The organism is Vibrio sp. PID23_8, from assembly GCF_003584965.1.
Taxonomy (GTDB): Bacteria; Pseudomonadota; Gammaproteobacteria; order Enterobacterales; family Vibrionaceae; genus Vibrio.
On record NZ_LIXE01000004.1, the window covers coordinates 279,184 to 298,060 of the forward strand.

Annotated in this window: 16 protein-coding genes; 10 read left to right on the forward strand and 6 right to left on the reverse strand. The window is 46.9% G+C overall.

The window, feature by feature from the left end:
* Nucleotides 1-50: 50 nt before the first annotated feature.
* The gene (rpsT, locus tag AK966_RS10225) at nucleotides 51-311 is read right to left on the reverse strand and encodes a 30S ribosomal protein S20 (RefSeq protein ID WP_005440571.1); all 261 of its coding nucleotides are present in this window, start codon (nucleotides 309-311) and stop codon (nucleotides 51-53) included.
* A 294-nt stretch (nucleotides 312-605) separates the two neighbouring features.
* On the opposite strand from rpsT, the gene murJ reads away from it, so the two are divergent.
* The 6 genes from murJ (at nucleotide 606) to ispH (ending at nucleotide 8,243) form a co-directional block, all read left to right on the forward strand.
* Complete coding sequence (murJ, locus tag AK966_RS10230; RefSeq protein ID WP_119464079.1) at nucleotides 606-2,168, forward strand: murein biosynthesis integral membrane protein MurJ; 1,563 nt, start codon at nucleotides 606-608, stop codon at nucleotides 2,166-2,168.
* A gap of 69 nt (nucleotides 2,169-2,237) precedes the next feature.
* Nucleotides 2,238-3,173 (forward strand): bifunctional riboflavin kinase/FAD synthetase, encoded by a 936-nt coding sequence (gene ribF / locus AK966_RS10235; RefSeq protein WP_099078929.1) that lies wholly within the window; start codon nucleotides 2,238-2,240, stop codon nucleotides 3,171-3,173.
* Between the two features lie 64 nt (nucleotides 3,174-3,237).
* Nucleotides 3,238-6,099 carry an isoleucine--tRNA ligase gene (gene ileS, locus AK966_RS10240; RefSeq protein WP_119464080.1) on the forward strand — a complete coding sequence of 954 codons (2,862 nt, stop codon included), beginning with the start codon at nucleotides 3,238-3,240 and terminating at the stop codon, nucleotides 6,097-6,099.
* A gap of 72 nt (nucleotides 6,100-6,171) precedes the next feature.
* Nucleotides 6,172-6,678, forward strand: coding sequence for a signal peptidase II (gene lspA / locus AK966_RS10245; protein WP_099078931.1), 507 nt, complete (start codon nucleotides 6,172-6,174; stop codon nucleotides 6,676-6,678).
* 143 nt (nucleotides 6,679-6,821) lie between these two features.
* The gene (gene fkpB, locus AK966_RS10250) at nucleotides 6,822-7,253 is read left to right on the forward strand and encodes an FKBP-type peptidyl-prolyl cis-trans isomerase (RefSeq protein WP_099078932.1); all 432 of its coding nucleotides are present in this window, start codon (nucleotides 6,822-6,824) and stop codon (nucleotides 7,251-7,253) included.
* A 24-nt stretch (nucleotides 7,254-7,277) separates the two neighbouring features.
* Nucleotides 7,278-8,243, forward strand: coding sequence for a 4-hydroxy-3-methylbut-2-enyl diphosphate reductase (gene ispH / locus AK966_RS10255; protein ID WP_172438095.1), 966 nt, complete (start codon nucleotides 7,278-7,280; stop codon nucleotides 8,241-8,243).
* Between the two features lie 64 nt (nucleotides 8,244-8,307).
* Here ispH and btsR read toward each other — a convergent pair whose 3' ends face one another.
* The 3 genes from btsR to AK966_RS10270 form a co-directional block, all read right to left on the reverse strand.
* The gene (gene btsR / locus AK966_RS10260; RefSeq protein WP_099078933.1) at nucleotides 8,308-9,036 is read right to left on the reverse strand and encodes a two-component system response regulator BtsR; all 729 of its coding nucleotides are present in this window, start codon (nucleotides 9,034-9,036) and stop codon (nucleotides 8,308-8,310) included.
* Nucleotides 9,037-9,068: 32 nt separating this feature from the next.
* Nucleotides 9,069-10,739 carry a sensor histidine kinase gene (locus AK966_RS10265; protein ID WP_099078934.1) on the reverse strand — a complete coding sequence of 557 codons (1,671 nt, stop codon included), beginning with the start codon at nucleotides 10,737-10,739 and terminating at the stop codon, nucleotides 9,069-9,071.
* 132 nt (nucleotides 10,740-10,871) lie between these two features.
* Nucleotides 10,872-12,356 (reverse strand): carbon starvation protein A, encoded by a 1,485-nt coding sequence (locus tag AK966_RS10270; protein ID WP_119464081.1) that lies wholly within the window; start codon nucleotides 12,354-12,356, stop codon nucleotides 10,872-10,874.
* A gap of 295 nt (nucleotides 12,357-12,651) precedes the next feature.
* Between AK966_RS10270 and AK966_RS10275 the strand changes: the two genes are divergently transcribed.
* On the forward strand, nucleotides 12,652-12,993 hold the full coding sequence (locus tag AK966_RS10275; RefSeq protein ID WP_119464082.1) for a DUF2799 domain-containing protein: 342 nt from the start codon (nucleotides 12,652-12,654) through the stop codon (nucleotides 12,991-12,993).
* Nucleotides 12,994-13,211: 218 nt separating this feature from the next.
* On the opposite strand, the gene murQ is transcribed toward AK966_RS10275, so the two are convergent.
* Complete coding sequence (gene murQ, locus AK966_RS10280; RefSeq protein ID WP_099078937.1) at nucleotides 13,212-14,138, reverse strand: N-acetylmuramic acid 6-phosphate etherase; 927 nt, start codon at nucleotides 14,136-14,138, stop codon at nucleotides 13,212-13,214.
* Nucleotides 14,139-14,202: 64 nt separating this feature from the next.
* Nucleotides 14,203-15,315 (reverse strand): anhydro-N-acetylmuramic acid kinase, encoded by a 1,113-nt coding sequence (locus AK966_RS10285; protein WP_099078938.1) that lies wholly within the window; start codon nucleotides 15,313-15,315, stop codon nucleotides 14,203-14,205.
* Nucleotides 15,316-15,415: 100 nt separating this feature from the next.
* Here AK966_RS10285 and nagZ point away from each other — a divergent pair, with 100 nt between their 5' ends.
* The 3 genes from nagZ (at nucleotide 15,416) to tyrA (ending at nucleotide 18,865) form a co-directional block, all read left to right on the forward strand.
* A complete protein-coding gene (gene nagZ, locus AK966_RS10290; RefSeq protein WP_099078939.1) occupies nucleotides 15,416-16,399 on the forward strand; it encodes a beta-N-acetylhexosaminidase in 984 nt (327 codons plus the stop codon).
* A gap of 239 nt (nucleotides 16,400-16,638) precedes the next feature.
* Nucleotides 16,639-17,712 (forward strand): 3-deoxy-7-phosphoheptulonate synthase, encoded by a 1,074-nt coding sequence (locus AK966_RS10295; RefSeq protein ID WP_119464083.1) that lies wholly within the window; start codon nucleotides 16,639-16,641, stop codon nucleotides 17,710-17,712.
* A 25-nt stretch (nucleotides 17,713-17,737) separates the two neighbouring features.
* Nucleotides 17,738-18,865 (forward strand): bifunctional chorismate mutase/prephenate dehydrogenase, encoded by a 1,128-nt coding sequence (gene tyrA / locus AK966_RS10300; protein ID WP_099078941.1) that lies wholly within the window; start codon nucleotides 17,738-17,740, stop codon nucleotides 18,863-18,865.
* Nucleotides 18,866-18,877: the final 12 nt, after the last annotated feature.

Genomic DNA, 18,877 nt, shown 5'->3' on the forward strand with positions numbered 1-18,877 from the left:
AAAAAACCGGCAAAAGCCGGTTTTTTCTTCACTGTATAACCAATTCTCTATTATAGAGCTTTGATTTGCGCAGCGAAACGAGACTTGTGACGAGCTGCTTTGTTCTTGTGAACAAGGCCTTTAGTCGCCATGCGGTCTAGGATAGGTGTAACTGCAGCGAATGCAGCAGTTGCAGCTTCTTTGTCGCCTGCTTCGATAGCAGCAACAGTTTTCTTCATGTAAGTACGCATCATTGAGCGACGGCTAGCATTGTGCTGACGACGTTTCTCAGCTTGGATAGCGCGCTTCTTAGCAGATTTACTATTTGCCAAGGGTCTAACTCCCAAAAACTTATTTCTATGACAATTTAAGGGCGAGGACTATCCCTCATTTGCGCCTAAATGTCAAATGATTTGTGCAAAAACCCATCGAAACCAAAACAAGTTTTGGTAAGAAAGGTCATCGCGGTTAAGATGGCGGGGATTCTAACAGTATTTTTAGACCAATGCTAATAATTATCCGCTTAGATCTGACAATAAATGGATATATTTCTAACGCCCATTTGGTGCTTTCAAAGGCTTAGCGGTATAGGGTTGGCTATATTAAGGTGATATACCGAGGTTAAAGTGAGTAAACGACTGCTCAAGTCAGGCATGATCGTCAGTGCCATGACACTAATTTCTCGCGTTCTCGGCCTAGTGCGTGACGTGGTAGTAGCGAATTTAATGGGGGCAGGCGCAAGTGCTGATGTCTTCTTCTTTGCGAATAAAATTCCTAATTTTTTACGCCGTCTGTTTGCGGAAGGTGCGTTTTCTCAGGCTTTTGTACCGGTCTTGACCGAAAGCCACGCTCAAGGCGATATGGATAAAACCCGCGAGCTGATTGCTCGTGCTGCGGGTACGCTCGGTGTCATTGTTTCGATAGTGACCATTTTGGGGGTGCTAGGTTCTGGCGTCGTTACCGCTTTATTTGGTTTTGGTTGGTTCTTAGATTGGATGCATGGTGGTCCATCGGCGGAAAAGTTTGAGCTCGCGAGTGTGATGCTCAAAATCACCTTCCCTTATCTGTGGTTCATTACTTTTGTCGCGCTATCTGGAGCGATTCTCAATACATTAGGTAAGTTTGCGGTTTCCTCTTTTACTCCTGTCTTTCTGAATGTGATGATCATTTTGTCGGCTTGGTTTATCTCGCCGCAAATGTCGCAACCTGAAATCGGCCTCGCGATAGGCGTTTTCCTTGGTGGCTTGGTTCAGTTTTTATTCCAGATTCCTTTCCTTATTAAATCGGGAGTGATGGTTAAGCCGAAATGGGGCTGGCGCGATCCGGGTGTCGTTAAAATCCGCACGTTGATGATCCCTGCTTTATTTGGTGTTTCGGTTAGCCAAATCAACTTGCTGTTTGACACCTTTATTGCCAGCTTTCTCCAAACCGGTTCGATCAGCTGGTTGTACTATTCAGATCGCTTGTTGGAATTCCCATTAGGCCTGTTTGGTATCGCAATTGCGACCGTCATTCTGCCTGCATTGTCACGTAAACACGTAGACGCTCACAGTGAAGGGTTTGCGCATACGATGGATTGGGGGATTCGTATGGTGACTCTGTTGGGGATCCCTGCAATGCTTGGTTTGATGGTATTAGCAAAACCAATGTTGATGGTGCTATTTATGCGTGGCGAATTTTCACCGCAAGATGTTCACCAAGCTTCCCTATCTTTATTGGCGTATTCATCAGGCTTGCTGAATTTTATGCTGATCAAAGTATTGGCACCAGGTTACTACTCTCGTCAAGATACCAAAACACCAGTGAAATACGGCATCGTAGCCATGGTGACGAATATGGTCTTCAACGCTATTTTTGCTTGGTTCTACGGTTATGTTGGCCTGGCTATTGCGACCGCACTGTCGGCTTTTGTGAACATGGCTTTATTGTATCGTGGTTTGCATTTGGCGGGGGTTTATCAAATTACTAAGCGTACCATCCTATTTATTGGACGTTTAGTGGTTGCTGGCGCCGCGATGGTTGCCGCTATTTTATGGCAACTTGAGGACATGTCCGTATGGCTAGAGTGGAGCTTTGTTCATCGCAGTGGGGTATTAGCAATGCTCATTGGGTTAGGTGCTGCTGTATACTTAGCGGTGGTGTTTTTACTCGGAGTGCGCTTTAAAGACCTAAAAGCTGGGACAGAATAAGGTTGATTGGTATATAATCCGTCGGTTTGACACAGAGCAAAGTATAACAGGGGCATGAAGCCGTATCCAATGGAACTGATAAGAGGTATTCACAATATTAAGTCGCGCCATCATGGGTGCGTGCTGACTATTGGCAATTTCGATGGTGTACATAGAGGTCACCAACAAGTATTGCAGCAAGTGTCTGATCAAGCGGAGAAACTGTCGTTGCCTTCGGTTGTGATGACCTTTGAACCTCAGCCGATGGAGCTGTTTGCTCGAGATAAGGCACCAGCAAGGTTGACGCGGCTGCGAGACAAATTTGTGCAGCTAAGTAAGCTCGATATCGACCGTTTGCTTTGTGTTAACTTCAATCGTCATTTTGCAGACCTAACGGCGGAACAGTTTATCCGTGACTTGTTGGTTGAGCGATTGGGTGTTAAGTTTCTTGTCGTTGGCGATGATTTCTGCTTCGGTAAAGGTCGAACGGGAAACTTTGCGATGTTACAGGAAGCCGGGAAAAACTACGGCTTTGAAGTCGTCAGTACCCAAAGTTTTTGTTTACAGCGATTACGAGTCAGCAGTACAGCGATAAGAGAAGCATTGGCTCGTAATGACTTGCAGTCCGCTAAGGAGATGCTGGGAAGAGATTACAGTATCAGCGGTCGCGTTTCTCATGGGAGAAAGCTAGGTAGAACCATCGGGTTTCCTACCGCGAACCTTCCTTTGAAACGCTGTGTATCTCCGGTTTCCGGAGTTTATGTTGTTCAAGCGCTTGGTTTAGGAGATAAGCCGATTGGTGGCGTCGCTAATATTGGTCAACGACCAACGGTCAATGGCGTTCGTCAGCAGTTAGAAGTACACTTATTCGACTTTCACGCTAATTTGTATGGTAAACAGCTAGAAGTTGAACTTTTACATAAGCTTAGAGATGAGCAAAAGTTCGAGTCGTTTGAAGCACTTAAACAACAAATTGAATTGGATGCTGAAGTAGCAAGGGTGTGGCTACATCAGCTTGAGCGTTGAGCGGTTTATTCCACCGCTGAACATAATGTCTAATTTTCGCCCAATATAACGGAATTAAGAATCGATGAGTGAGTATAAAGATACCCTGAACTTACCTGAAACAGGGTTTCCAATGCGCGGTAACCTGGCCAATCGTGAGCCAGAAATGCTTGAGCGTTGGTACAAAGAAGATCTTTACGGTGAAATCCGTAAGGCTAAGAAAGGCAAAAAGTCATTCGTACTGCACGATGGTCCTCCATACGCGAACGGTGACATTCACATTGGTCACGCATTAAACAAGATTCTTAAAGACATTATTATTAAATCCAAAACACTTTCAGGTTTTGACGCACCATACATTCCAGGCTGGGACTGTCACGGTCTGCCAATCGAGTTGATGGTAGAGAAGAAAGTTGGCAAACCCGGCCAAAAAGTGACGGCTGCTGAATTCCGTGAGAAATGTCGTGAATATGCGGCAGGTCAGGTTGAAGGCCAGAAAGAGAGCTTTAAGCGTCTTGGTATCATGGGTGAGTGGGATAAGCCATACCGTACAATGGATTTCGCAACTGAAGCGAATATCATCCGTGCACTTGGTAAGATCGCAAGCCGAGGTCACTTACTGAAAGGTTTCAAACCAGTTCACTGGTGTACAGACTGTGGCTCAGCACTGGCTGAAGCTGAAGTTGAGTACAAAGATAAAGTATCGCCATCTATCGACGTGCGCTTTAAAGCGGCTGACGAAGCGGCACTTCTGTCTAAGTTTGAACTGACTGAAGGTCATGAAGGTCAAGGTGACGTATCTATCGTTATCTGGACAACCACGCCTTGGACACTGCCTGCAAACCGCGCGGTATGTCTACGTGATGACTTAGAATACGTGCTTATCCAAGTTGAAGGTGACGAAGCATCAGAACGCAAGCCTGAGCGCATCATTGTTGCTGCTGAATTGGCGAAAGACGTAATGGATCGTGCGGGAATCGAGCACTTCCATAATCTAGGCTTTGCGAAAGGTGCAGACCTTGAGCTATCTCAGTTCCAACACCCATTCTACGATTTCACGGTACCGGCGATCCTAGGCGATCACGTTACGACGGATTCTGGTACTGGTGTTGTTCACACGGCTCCTGGCCACGGTCAAGAAGACTTCGCGGTTGGTAACAAATACAACCTAGAAGTAGCAAACCCAGTGGGCTCAAATGGTGTTTACCTACCAGACACTGAGCTGTTTGCTGGTCAGCACGTATTTAAAGCGAATGATGCCGTCGTAGAAGTACTGAAAGAAAGAGGTGCACTACTGCACCACCACGCTTACGAGCACAGCTACCCGCACTGTTGGCGTCATAAGACTCCAATCATCTTCCGCGCAACACCGCAATGGTTCGTGTCTATGGACCAAGCTGGCCTACGTGCAAAAGCACTTGAGTCAATCAAGAGTGTTGAGTGGATGCCTGAGTGGGGTCAAAGCCGTATCGAAGGTATGATTGAAGGTCGTCCTGAGTGGTGTATCTCTCGTCAACGTACTTGGGGTGTGCCAATTGCGCTGTTCGTTCACAAAGAAACAGCAGAACTTCATCCAAACACACTAGAGCTTATCGAGAAGGTTGCTCAGTTGGTTGAAGAGAAAGGCATTCAAGCATGGTGGGATGTTGATTCAGCAGAACTGCTTGGTGACGAAGCGGATCAGTACGAAAAAGTGCTCGACACGCTAGACGTATGGTTCGATTCAGGTGTAACGCACTTCTCTGTGGTTGATGCTCGTGAAGAGTACAACGGCAACAGCGCGGATTTATACCTAGAGGGCTCTGACCAACACCGTGGTTGGTTCCAATCTTCTCTGATTTCATCTATCGCGATGAAAGACGAAGCGCCATACAAGCAAGTACTGACACACGGTTTCGTGGTTGACGGTCACGGTCGTAAAATGTCGAAATCGATTGGTAACGTTGTAGCACCAAAAGACGTAACCAACAAGCTAGGTGCAGACATCCTGCGTCTATGGGTTGCTTCTACAGACTACACGGGTGAAGTTGCGGTATCGGATGAAATCCTAAAACGTTCTGCTGATGCGTACCGTCGTATTCGTAACACTGCGCGTTTCTTCCTTGCGAACCTAAGCGGCTTTAACCCAGCAACAGACATCGTTCCTGCAGAGGAAATGGTGGCGCTAGATCGCTGGGCTGTGGGTCGTGCACTAGCGGCGCAAGAAGAGATCATCAAAGCGTACGATGAGTACAACATCCACGCAGTAACTCAACGTCTAATGCAGTTCTGTTCTATCGAAATGGGCTCATTCTACCTAGACGTAATTAAAGACCGTCAGTACACAGCGAAGCAGGGTGGTCACGCTCAACGTAGCTGTCAGACGGCACTTTACTACATCGTAGAAGCGCTAGTTCGTTGGATGGCGCCAATCATGTCGTTCACTGCAGATGAAATCTGGAACGAAATGCCAGCGTTACTTCCATCTGGAGAGAGCCGCGACAAGTTCGTATTCACGGGTGAATGGTTCGATGGTTTATTCGGTCTTGTTGAAGGTGAAGAGCTGAACAACGAATTCTGGACTGAGGTCCAAGCGGTTCGTGGTGCAGTAAACAAACTTCTTGAAGACGCTCGTAAAGAGAAAACCATTGGTGGTGCGCTTCAGGCCGATGTGACGCTGTTTGCTGATGATGCTCTCGCAGCGAGAATCAACAGACTAGAAGATGAACTACGTTTCGTATTGCTCACTTCTGGCGCTAAAGTGAAACCACTAAGTGAGAAGTCTGACGCAGCACAAGCAACAGACATTGAAGGTCTGTTTGTGGAAGTGAAAGCCGCAGAAGGTGAGAAGTGCGACCGTTGCTGGCACCACACGCCAGATGTAGGCACCATCTCAGGCCATGAGAAGATCTGTGGTCGTTGCGTATCAAACGTTGATGGTGAAGGTGAAGTACGTAAATTCGCGTAATTACCTAGAACGACTGAACTTTTTTAAATTTGACAGCCCCAGTATTTACTGGGGCTGTTTGTAGGTAAAGTAATGAGTGAAAAAGCACTGACGTTAAAGCAATCTGGGGTTCGCTGGCTATGGCTAGCCGTTGTGATCTTTATTGCTGATATTGGCATTAAACTGGTGGTGATGGATAACATGGGGTACGGATGGGCCAACCGCATTGAGGTGCTGCCATTCTTCAACCTACTGTACGTTCATAACTATGGCGCGGCATTCAGCTTCTTGAGTGATCAAGCGGGCTGGCAACGTTGGCTGTTCACTGGCATTGCGTTTATCGTGACGGGTCTTTTAACTTACTGGATGAGCAAACTGCCAGCCAAAGAGAAGTGGAACAATATCGCTTATGCCATGATCATTGGTGGTGCAGTGGGTAACGTATTTGACCGTGTTGTTCACGGCTTTGTTGTTGATTACCTAGACTTCTTCTGGGGTAACTACCATTGGCCAGCATTCAACCTAGCGGATACCACTATCTGTATTGGTGCGGCAATGATCATCCTCGACGGTTTCCGTAAAAAGACCCCAGAGCAATAATCTTTGCGATAGATAGAATAACCCTAAGCGTCGTCCGTTGATTCGGACGGCGCTTTTTATTATGTTGGAGCTCAATCAGGGCATCTTGATAAGAAAAGATTAAAAATAAACGCGGAAATACCCAAGAACAAGGAAGCAGTAACGTGACAATAATAAATAATGATTCGGCAGTAACACTGCATTTCACCATCAAGATGAAAGATGGCTCAGTCGCTGATAGTACTCACAATATGGGCAAACCGGCTAAATTTGTTATGGGGGATGGTAGCTTAAGCAAAAATTTTGAGCAGTGTTTGGTTGGTTTACAGGTCGGTGAACAAAAGGTAATTGAATTGAAAGCTGCTGACGCCTTTGGCATGCCGAACCCAGACCATATTCACCATATGGACCGCACTAAGTTTGTTGGCGAAGCGGAAGTGGAAGTCGGCACGATCATGGCGTTTAGTGGCCCAGATGGTATGGAAATTCCAGGCATTATCACTGAAATTGCTGGAGATTCAGTTACGGTGGACTTTAACCATCCACTCGCGGGGCAAGACGTGACTTTCGAAGTCGAAATTTTGTCAGTAGAATAGCGAACCCAATAAAAGATAACTTCCATGAGCAATGAAATGAAAATCCTGTTAGCTAACCCACGTGGTTTTTGTGCCGGTGTTGACCGTGCGATTAGCATTGTAGAACGTGCGCTAGAGATGTATCAGCCGCCAATCTATGTTCGTCATGAAGTGGTGCACAATCGTTTTGTCGTTGAGGGCTTAAAGCAACGTGGTGCTATCTTTGTTGAAGAGCTAAGCGAAGTGCCAGACAACAACATTGTGATTTTCTCTGCTCATGGTGTGTCACAAGCGGTTCGCCAAGAAGCGAAATCGCGCGATCTAACGGTATTTGATGCAACTTGCCCATTGGTAACCAAAGTCCATATGGAAGTAGCGCGTGCAAGCCGCCGTAATATGGAAGTGGTGCTGATCGGTCATGCTGGTCACCCTGAAGTGGAAGGAACAATGGGTCAGTACTCAAGCGAGACTGGCGGCATGTATTTGGTGGAAACGCCAGTAGACGTTGAGAAGTTAAAAGCGATCGTAAAAGATCCATCCGATCTGCATTACGTTAGCCAAACCACGTTGTCTGTTGATGAAACGGCTGACGTGATTGAAGAGCTGCGTCGCGTATTCCCTGAGATCCAGGGACCACGTAAAGACGATATCTGTTACGCGACGCAGAACCGCCAAGATGCGGTGCGTGAACTATCAGGTGATGTGGATGTAATGATCGTTGTCGGCTCTAAGAACTCATCGAACTCAACACGACTCAAAGAGCTTGCAGAGAAGCTAGGCACGCCGGGTTACCTGACCGATTGCCCTGAAGACATCAAGCCAGAGTGGTTTGAAGGCAAATCAAAAGTGGGCGTGACTGCTGGCGCATCCGCACCTGAAGAGCTGGTAAACCAGATCCTAGAGCGCATCAAAGAATTGGTGGGGGCGCGATCTGTTGATGAAGTGCTTGGCCGCGAAGAAAACATGTTTTTCGAAGTGCCAAAAGAGCTGCAAATCAAGCAAGTTGATTAATACGCTCGAATACTTATGAAAAGGCGACCAGGTGTCGCCTTTTTTGATCGGATTCTTTTTCGTATTAGTGGCTAATACCCAGTGTCTCTTTGAGTACTTTAAGGTAACGGCGGCTGACGGGGATCTCAAAATCTGTTTTGGTGGTGATTTCAGCCAACCCATTTTCTAACAGCTTAATCTCGCTGATCGCTTTAATACTCACCAAGTACTGACGATGACAACGCACCAATGGCGTCTTTTCTTCCAAGGTTTTTAGCGTTAATTGTGTACAGGCGGTTTGGCTATTCGAGCGTACATGCACACCGCTGATGTCGCTGTAAGCGCACTCAACCGTGTCAGTTGCCATGATCACAATGCGGTTGTGGCCAATGCATGGGATTTGATCGAGGCTCTCTGGTGCAATGGCAGTAAACGATTGGGTAAGAGCAGATTGACTCACGACTTTGTTTAAGCGTTTGACCGTCTTAGTTAATCGGCAAGGATCGACAGGTTTTAACAAGTAATCAAATGCATTGTCTTCAAACGCTTGGATAGCGTACTGATCATAAGCGGTCACGAATACCACATAAGGCATGGTGTCTGGATCCAACATGCCCAAAAGCTCGATGCCTGTCACCTGAGGCATTTGAATATCTAAAAACACCACATCTGGCTTGAGTTCATTGATTTTCTTCAGACCGATGATGGCGTTTGGCGCATTGCCAATGACCTCAATCTGACCAGTTTCGTCTAATAGCTCTGCCAGCTCTTCACGAGCAAATGGTTCATCATCAATGATGAGGGCGGTTAACATCCAATACTACCTTTGACTGCTTTTGATTGTGTTTATGCTGATGGAGGGATGATAAAGCTCATTTTAGTAAATTGGTTCTTATCACACGTAATTTTTAGCGCTGAATCACGCCCAAATTGATTTGACAGTCGCTTATCAACAATTTCCAAGCCTAAACCAGAGTGATTCTCTTGTGGTGGCTCATAGCTGCCAGCATTGTCTTCGACGGTAATCAGGTGACCTTGTGGGTGTGGCTGGCTATAGATTTTTACTTGACCGCCTTCCAACAGATGAGAAATGCCATGCTTGATTGCATTTTCTACCAGCGGCTGCAAGGTAAAGCTTGGTAGCTTGATGTCGAGTAATGCAGGCTCAATGTTCATTTCTACTTCGAGACGATCAGTGAAGCGGGCTTTCTCAATCGAGAGGTAAGCGTTTACGTGGGCTAGCTCTTCTTTTAGCGTCACGGTATTGATATTTTGTTTTAAGTTGCTGCGGAAGAAGTGCGACAAGTTTTGGATCAGCTCTCGAGCTTTGTCGGGATCACGACGGGTGATGGCACTAATGGTATTTAACGCGTTAAACAAGAAATGTGGATTCACCTGAGCATGCAGCAGTTTAATTTCTGCTTGCGCTAATAAAGCTTGCTGCTGTTGGTAATCGCCGTAGAGAATTTGGCTCGATAGTAGCTGAGCGATCCCTTCCGCCATCGACATATTTGCAGTGGAGAACAGTTTACGCTTTGGCTCATAAAGCTTAATAGTACCCACCACCTCTTCGCCTGCCCGCAGTGGGATGATCAGTGCTGAGCCCAGTTTACAGTCTTGTGCCAATGAACATTGGTAGGGGCGTTCACTGCCATCAAGGTAGATGATGTCGTTCTTCTCCATTGAATCGAGTGTGCTTTGCGATGAGATTGGAGTATTTGGCCTATGATGATCATCACCTATGCCAACGAAAGCCAGAATCTTTTCTTGGTCAGTAATGGCGACCGCACCGACTTTGGTTTCTTCATAGATGATACGGGCAATCTTATCGGCGTTCTCACTGTTAAAGCCGGTACTCAGAATACCGACTGAGCGATCGGCGATGCTCAATGCTCGGCGGGAAAAGGTCGCTGAGTACTTTTCAAAAATGGTTTTACGATCTTGCAGAATACTCATGAACAAAGCTGCACCAACTGAGTTCGCAATGATCATCGGGGCTGCAATAGTTGAAACCAACTCATAGGCTTGGTCGAAGGGTTTGGCGACAGCGAGCAACAGAACCATCTGCACGATTTCCGCTACAAAAGTGACGCTGAATACCACGCTTGGATTAAACAGCATCGCACCTTTGTTGCGCTTGATGAGGTAAACATGCAGCAAGCCGCCAATCAAGCCTTCAGCTGTGGTGGAAATCGCGCAGGCTAAATCGGTAAAACCGCCTAAGGTGTAGCGGTGGATCCCCCCAGTTAACCCCACTGCAAAGCCGACTACCGGGCCGCCAAATAGCCCGCCCATTACCGCGCCGATAGCACGTGTGTTGGCGATAGCATCGTTAATCTGTAAGCCGAAGTAGGTACCAAGAATACAAAAGCCAGAGAAAAGCACATAACAAATGAGCCGATGGCTAAGGCGTGAAGAGATGCTCAGCAGAGGCAAAATGATCGGCGTTTTACTCAGCATGTAAGCCAGCACTAAGTAAACGCACATTTGTTGCAATAGGGAGATGACCAGTTCCATAGCGAGCCTAACCTGAAATCGAGATTTTTATTGTATGGGAATTATCTGAGAAACAAAAAGAGCCTGCGATAGGCAGGCTCTGTATCTTACCCCATCATGGGTAATGAGTGGGTTGATAAATGGAGGTATCGACTATGCTGTTTCAGAGACCGTTTCTGGTTTTTCTTCATCGGCGAACTCAGAGTCACCTTTGCCTTTCGAGATTTTGATAACGTAAGCCGCCGCGGCTAGTGCGAACAGAACGCCAGAGATAGTCGAAATTTGCATTGGCAGCCCAAAACCTAGGGTGCTGTTGTTTAGAATGAACGTTACACAAACGGTGGTCATGAACACGGCTGGGACAGTTGTGATCCAGTGCAGCTTGTTGTGACGCAGTAGGTAAGCTGACGCAGTCCAAAGCATCATTACTGCCGTGGTTTGGTTTGCGAAGCCGAAGTAGCGCCAGATGATGCCGAAGTCGACTTGAGTCAGGATGCCACCGATAACGAATAGTGGAATAGCCATTAGCAGACGGTTACGCAGTGTTTTCTGTTCCATACCGAAGTATTCAGCAAGAATCAGACGGCTTGAACGGAACGCAGTGTCACCAGAAGTGATTGGCAGAATAACTACACCAAGGAAAGCAATCACACCACCGAATACGCCTAGCAGACCAAATGAAGCGCTGTATACCACGTTACCAGGACCGCCGTTCTTCACTGCTTCTGCAAGACCGTCAATTGTACCGAAGAAAGACAGAGCGATAGCACACCAGATTAGCGCGATAACACCCTCACCAATCATTGCACCGTAGAATACGAAGCGACCGTTCTTCTCGTTTTCCATACAACGCGCCATCAGTGGAGACTGAGTTGCGTGGAAGCCTGAGATTGCGCCACATGCGATAGTGATAAATAGCGCCGGCCATAGAGGCATGTCGTTCGGGTTCAAGTTAGTGAACATATCGCTCACTTGGAAGTTACCCATCACTGTGTGCTCGCTAGAGAACGCAACCGCTGTCATTAGACCGACTGACATGAAGATCAGTAGAGCACCGAACAGTGGGTAGAAACGACCGATGATTTTGTCTACAGGAACAATTGTCGCGATGATGTAGTAAGCGAAAATTAACACAACCATGGTCGTCATGCTGACGCTTAGGCTGGTTTGGTCGTTGATTAGGTTCGTGATCATGCCTGCTGGCGCTGATACAAATACCACACCAACAAGAAGCAATAGGACAATGGCAAAGATGTTCATAAAGTGTTTTGCGCCATTACCTAGGTAGCGACCGGTAATCGTTGGTACTGATGCACCGCCGTTACGAACAGAAAGCATGCCTGAGAAGTAATCGTGTACCGCACCAGCGAAGATACAACCTACAACAATCCACAGCATTGCCGCTGGGCCGTATAGGGCACCCATGATTGGACCGAAGATAGGACCAACACCAGCAATGTTAAGTAGCTGAACAAGGTAAACGCGTTTGGTTGACATTGGAACGTAGTCAACACCATCCGTTTTAGTATGGGCAGGCGTTTGGCGATTCTCATTGATACCGAAAACTTTCTCAACGAAAGCGCCGTAGATGAAGTATCCGCCGATGAGGGCTGCGACACAGGTTAGAAACCACATCATAGCAATTGTCCTTGGGTGATTAGGTAGGGTAATTTTTTAAGCTCAAGATGTATGGTATTCGCCTCTTTTGTTAAGTGCATTCGCTCAGTGGATGAGTGGTCGAATAGAGAAGCGAGTGGTCGATATAAAGATTAAGTGGTTTTATCGTTTGCTTAGTGGCTATGCTAAGGATTGAGTGGTTGCTATCAAGGGTAAGCGGTTACCTCAAGAGTTAAGTGGTGAAATCGACAGATAAGCGGCAAACCACAGGCTTTAGTGGTAAGCTTGTTAGGAAACAACTAGTTAAGGAAGAATAATGGAAAAGGTAACGTTAGGCTTGACGCTGGCTTTACTGGCGGGATGTGCGGCAACCACGGAAGAACTGGCGCAATCCGGTGACTGGTATCAGATTGGCTATCAAGATGGTATCACTGGGCATACATCACGTACGATGAAAGATCTCAGTGCGTTAGGTAACGCAAAGCAAGGTGATTACGACCAAGGATATTTGGAAGGGGTTGCCGAGTACTGTAATCCAGACTTCGCGTACCAGATGGGCTTGTCTGGTCAGTACTACGAAGGTGTATGCGAAGGCACACCGCAAGCGCAGAAGTTCCGTATGGAATGGCAACGCGGTTGGAACGAATACAGTAACTAATACCATCATAGTAACTCTTTGCTCATATTAGCTTTTTACAACGCCCGATGACAGCGTTAACTTTTCGTTTCAAAGTAAATTGATTGTAGAATAACTACTTATCGAAATTTTTCGCCTTGTTCTCAAACGCTTTTCCTACGCTACTTCTGATCACTTATTTACAATGATTTGTATAACAATGATCAGCATCGAAAGGAGACCACTTGGTCTCCTCTGGTTTAGTTTGACTGGTGGCTTTCTACAGCTTTGCGCAAGAAACCATCTTGGTGATGCAGATGCGCACGAGCAGATTCAATATCCAGATCGGTCAGGATCATTAAGATCGCCAGTTTCACTTCATAATCCGTTTGCTTGAGCACTTTGGTCGCTTGTTCTTTATTGCAGTCAGTCGCTTGCATCACGATACGCGCGGCGCGAGCAACCAGCTTGTTGTTGGTTGCTTTCACATCGACCATTAGGTTTTGGTAACTCTTACCTAAACGGATCATGCTCGCTGTGGTCAGCATGTTCAGAACCAGTTTCTGTGCGGTGCCTGATTTCAAACGAGTTGAACCAGTTAAGGCTTCAGGGCCGACTACTGGGCAAATCGCGATGTTAGCAATGTCTGCAATGGGAGAGTCTGGATTACAAGACAGCGCCACCGTTGTCGCGCCAATCTCGTTGGCGTATTCCAAGCCGCCAATCACGTAGGGGGTGCGCCCACTGGCAGCAATGCCGACGACCACATCACGGTTGGTGAACTCGATGTCTTTCAAATCTTGTTCGCCGAGAGTCGGAGAGTCTTCCGCGCCTTCTTTCGCTTTTAGGATGGCTTCAGGCCCGCCCGCAATCAAGCCAATCACCATCTTGTCTGACACGCCAAACGTTGGGGGGCATTCAGACGCATCAAGCACACCTAAGCGACCGCTGGTGCCTGCGCCCATGTAAACCAGACGACCACCGACTTTAAATGCATCGGTGATTTTATCCACGGCGAGTGCGATTTCAGGCAGCACTTTCTCAACCGCAAGCGGTACGAGTTTGTCTTGTTGATTCAGACGATGAACAATGTCCAGTGATGGCAGTAGGTCGATATCCATCGTATCTGGGTTGCGACCTTCTGATACCAGGTGGGCAAGAGCGGCAATAAGCGCGTCATTTGTCATAATGGTTTAAGCCTTTTGAATACTGAATTCGTTTCATTTCGAAGTTGTGTCTGGCACAACGCATTTAGTTTTTAGGATAGAGTACACCGAGTGAAGCAAGGCGACTCGCGCCCGTTACTTCCGGTAAATTGCTTGGCAGCCCATCAATGTGGCGCTGCGCAAGCCAAGCAAATGCCATGGCTTCCATATAGTCAGCATCAACGCCCTTGTCATTTGTTGTTGCCACTTCCCATTTTGGTAGACGTTCCGCTAGACGTTGCATTAGTAATGGATTTCTCGCTCCGCCGCCACATACTAATAGCTGAGGTGTTTGACCATAAGTGAATTTTTCCACTTCGTTTGCAATCGTCACGGCAGAGTATTCACACAGCGTGCGTTGTACATCTTGTGCGGAGGTATTGTGGTGATCTAACTGTTGATGTAGCCAATCGATATTGAATAGCTCTCGCCCTGTGCTCTTAGGCGCCGACATAGCAAGGTAAGGCGCTTCCAAGAGTTGAGTTAGCAAAGCAGAGTCGATGGTGCCTTGTAGAGCAAATTGCGCGTCTTTGTCGAAGCCTTGTCCGGTATGCTGCTCACACCATACATCCATTAGCATATTGCCCGGACCTGTATCATAACCAATGACAGGTTGCTGAGGATGCAGGACGGAGATATTGGCAATACCTCCAATGTTGAGCACTACTGTTGTGGAGTCTTGCATCGCAAAGATGCTTTTGTGGAAAGCCGGCACGAGTGGCGCTCCTTGTCCGCCAAGCGCCATGTCTTTACGGCGGAAGTCGGCCACGGTATCAATGCCAGTCTTTACTGCAATGATGTTGGCATCTCCTAGTTGGGTGGTGAAGGGCAGATCGCCAGTTGGTTGATGGAACACGGTTTGACCATGATTGCCTATGGCTCGAATTTGCTCTGCAGAATAGCCCGACTTATCCAACAGCTGTAAAACCGCATCAGCAAACAGATGCCCAAGCTGATGGTCGAGCTCGCCAATGGCTTTGAGATTCGTGTCTTGCCCTGTGCAAACCGATAATAGCGTCTGCTTGATAGGAGCGGGCATTGGATAGTCATCGTGTGCGATTAAGCGAACACGGTTATCTTCGATTTCAACCAGTGCGGTATCTACGCCGTCCATGCTGGTTCCAGACATCACACCGATATACAGTTTGTTAAGATTCACAGCCAATTCCGTCAATTCTTCGATTCACTTATTGTAAAGCAATTCTGAAGCGAATAACCTCATCGAATACGAGATATTCAGCCGATTTTGAGGAGAAAAAATGGGACCGTTATGGGTTGATGTTGCAGGCTATGAACTGACTGCGGAAGACAGAGAAATTTTGGAACATCCAACGGTTGGTGGCTTGATCTTATTTACTCGCAATTATCATGATAGCGAGCAGCTTCAAGCGCTTACCCAATCCATCCGCGAAGCGGCTAAGCGACCGATTTTGATTGGTGTGGATCAAGAAGGGGGACGAGTTCAGCGTTTTCGTGAAGGGTTCTCTTTGATTCCTTCAGCAGATGAATACGCCAAACACCAAAATGGCGAAGAACTAGCACGTATGGGCGGTTGGTTAATGGCGGCAGAGCTGATTGCTCATGGTATTGACTTGAGCTTCGCGCCAGTGCTCGATAAAGGTCACCAATGTAAAGCGATTGGTAGCCGTGCCTTTGGTGAAGATATGGACACCATTTTACGTCATAGCACCGCTTACATGCAGGGCATGAAGAGTGTCGGTATGGCAACAACGGGCAAGCACTTCCCGGGTCATGGTGGTGTGATTGCCGATTCACATCTAGAGACGCCATACGATGAGCGTAGCGATATCTTTGAGCAAGACCTAGCCATTTTCAAAGCGCAAATCGATTCTGGCATCTTAGATGCGATGATGCCTGCTCATGTCATCTTTCCAAATTATGATGACCAACCCGCAAGTGGTTCTGAGTATTGGCTAAAACAAATCCTGCGCCAGCAACTTGGTTTTAAAGGTTTGATCTTCTCCGATGATTTGACCATGGAAGGTGCTGCGATCATGGGTGGCCCTGCTCAGCGTGGTGCACAAGCATTAAACGCTGGCTGCGACATGCTGCTGGTTTGCAACAAACGCGATGCACAAGTCGAAGTGCTTGATAATCTGCCAATCACTTCTGTTCCTCTTGCTGAGACCTTGTTGAAGAAGCAAGGCTTTTCTCTAAGCGATCTAAAACTCTCGCAAGAGTGGAAAGAAGCCTCTGAAGCCATGGAACGATTGATTGGCTAACCATTTCACCGCTGAATAATGGTGTGTTCAGGGGGAGACGTAAATTTTCAAAAAAAATGCCCAAAGAAAGCCGAAGTGCCCTGAACTTCGGCTTTCTTTGGGTGTAAACTTTAATTTGCACTAAATGTTTTTTATTGTATACAGTTGTAATTCTTTTTTAGCCTGTTATCTTGTTGGTTAAGCTTAGTTGTCTCGCTAAGGAATTGGCTTGGTGTAAAAATAAGTATACAGGGAAGGTTATGCAAAGAAGTGAATTGAGCAACATCAACATCAGCGAAGAACAAGTACTGATCACGCCTGAGGAGCTAAAAGTTAAGCTTCCTCTAAGTGAAAAGGCGCGCCGTTTCATTCAAGAGTCTCGTCAAACTATTGCTGACATCATTCACAAGAAAGATCATCGTCTACTTATTGTATGTGGACCATGTTCTATCCATGACGTAGAGGCAGCGAAGGATTACGCTAAGCGTTTAAAAGCGCTTTCAGAACAACTAAGCGACCAACTGTATATTGTAATGCGTGTTTACTTTGAGAAGCCTCGAACCACCGTTGGTTGGAAAGGCCTGATCAATGACCCACACCTAGACGGCAGCTTCGACATTGAACATGGTCTGCATGTTGGTCGTGAATTGCTGGTGGAACTGGCAGAGATGGAAATCCCGCTAGCAACAGAAGCCCTTGACCCAATCAGCCCGCAATACCTTGCTGATACCTTTAGCTGGGCAGCAATTGGTGCTCGCACAACGGAATCACAAACTCACCGTGAGATGGCAAGTGGTCTCTCTATGCCTATCGGATTTAAAAATGGTACGGACGGCAGTTTGGCTACGGCGATCAACGCTATGCAAGCCGCCTCTTCGAGTCACCGCTTCATGGGGATAAACCGCGAAGGCCAAGTGGCGCTACTGACCACACAAGGTAACCCGAATGGCCACGTGATTTTGCGCGGTGGCAAACAAACCAACTACGATTCAGTTTCTGTCACCGAGTGTGAGCAAGATATGGCGAAGTTTGGTTTAGATGCATCATTGATGGTGGACTGCAGCCACGCGAACTCACGTAAAGATTACCGCCGCCAGCCATTAGTCGCAGAAGACGTGATTCACCAAATCCGTGAGGGTAATAAGTCGATCATCGGTTTGATGATTGAGAGCCATATCAATGAAGGTAACCAATCTTCAGACCTTGCACTTGAAGAGATGAAATACGGCGTATCGATCACCGACGCATGTATCAATTGGGATTCAACTGAGGCACTATTACGTCATGCACATGAAGAGCTGGTGCCTTTCTTAGAGACTCGTCTTAAAGGCTAAAACGGAACTAATTTAAGGAACATCAATGGCAGTTGAACTTAACGCATTACGTGATCAAATTGATGCGGTCGACAAGCAAATGTTGGATCTACTGGCTCAGCGTTTAGCATTAGTAGAGAAAGTGGGTGACGTAAAAAGCGAACACGGTTTGCCAATTTACGCCCCTGATCGTGAGGCAGCAATGCTGGCGTCACGACGAGCTGAAGCTGAAAAAATGGGGATTCCTCCACAGCTGATTGAAGACATTCTTCGTCGAATCATGCGTGAGTCTTATGCCAGCGAGAAAGATTCTGGTTTTAAGTGTTTGAACCCTGAATTGCGCTCAGTGGTTATTATTGGTGGTAATGGTCAGCTAGGTGGTCTGTTTGGCCGAATGTTCAAGCTATCTGGTTACCAAGTAAAAGTGCTGGGCAGCAAAGACTGGGATCACGCGGATGATATCCTAAAAGATGCGGGGCTGATTGTGGTTACTGTGCCGATTCACCTAACAGAAGGTGTGATTGAAAAGCTAGGTAACCTGCCAAAAGACTGTATTTTGTGTGACCTGACTTCTATCAAGTACAAGCCTTTGCAAGCAATGCTGAATGTACACCAAGGCCCAGTAGTTGGTTTGCACCCAATGTTTGGCCCAGATGTATCAAGCTTGGCAAAACAGGTGATCGTGTACTGCGATGGTCGTGGCAACGAGCAATACCAATGGCTATTGCAGCAGCTTGGTATTTGGGGAGCAAGCCTGTGCCAAATCGATGCGCAAGAGCATGATCATGGCATGACACTGATTCAGGCGTTGCGTCACTTCACTTCATTTGCTTACGGCATGCACCTAAGCAAAGAGAATCCAAACCTTGAACAGCTGTTAAAACTGAGTTCGCCAATTTACCGTTTGGAGTTAGCGATGGTAGGGCGTCTGTTTGGTCAGGACCCACATCTCTACGGTGATATCATTCTTTCGTCGCAAGAGAACATCGACATGATTAAGCGATTCCACCAACGTTTTGGGGAGGCGCTAAGCATCCTAGATAGCAAAGACAAAGCAGAGTTTGTTGAAAGCTTTGAGCAAGTGAGTGATTGGTTTGGTGATTACTCTCAGCAATTTATGCATGAGAGCCAAAACCTGTTAAAACAAGCCAACGACAATATTCACCGCGGATAATTGCTGGTTTGA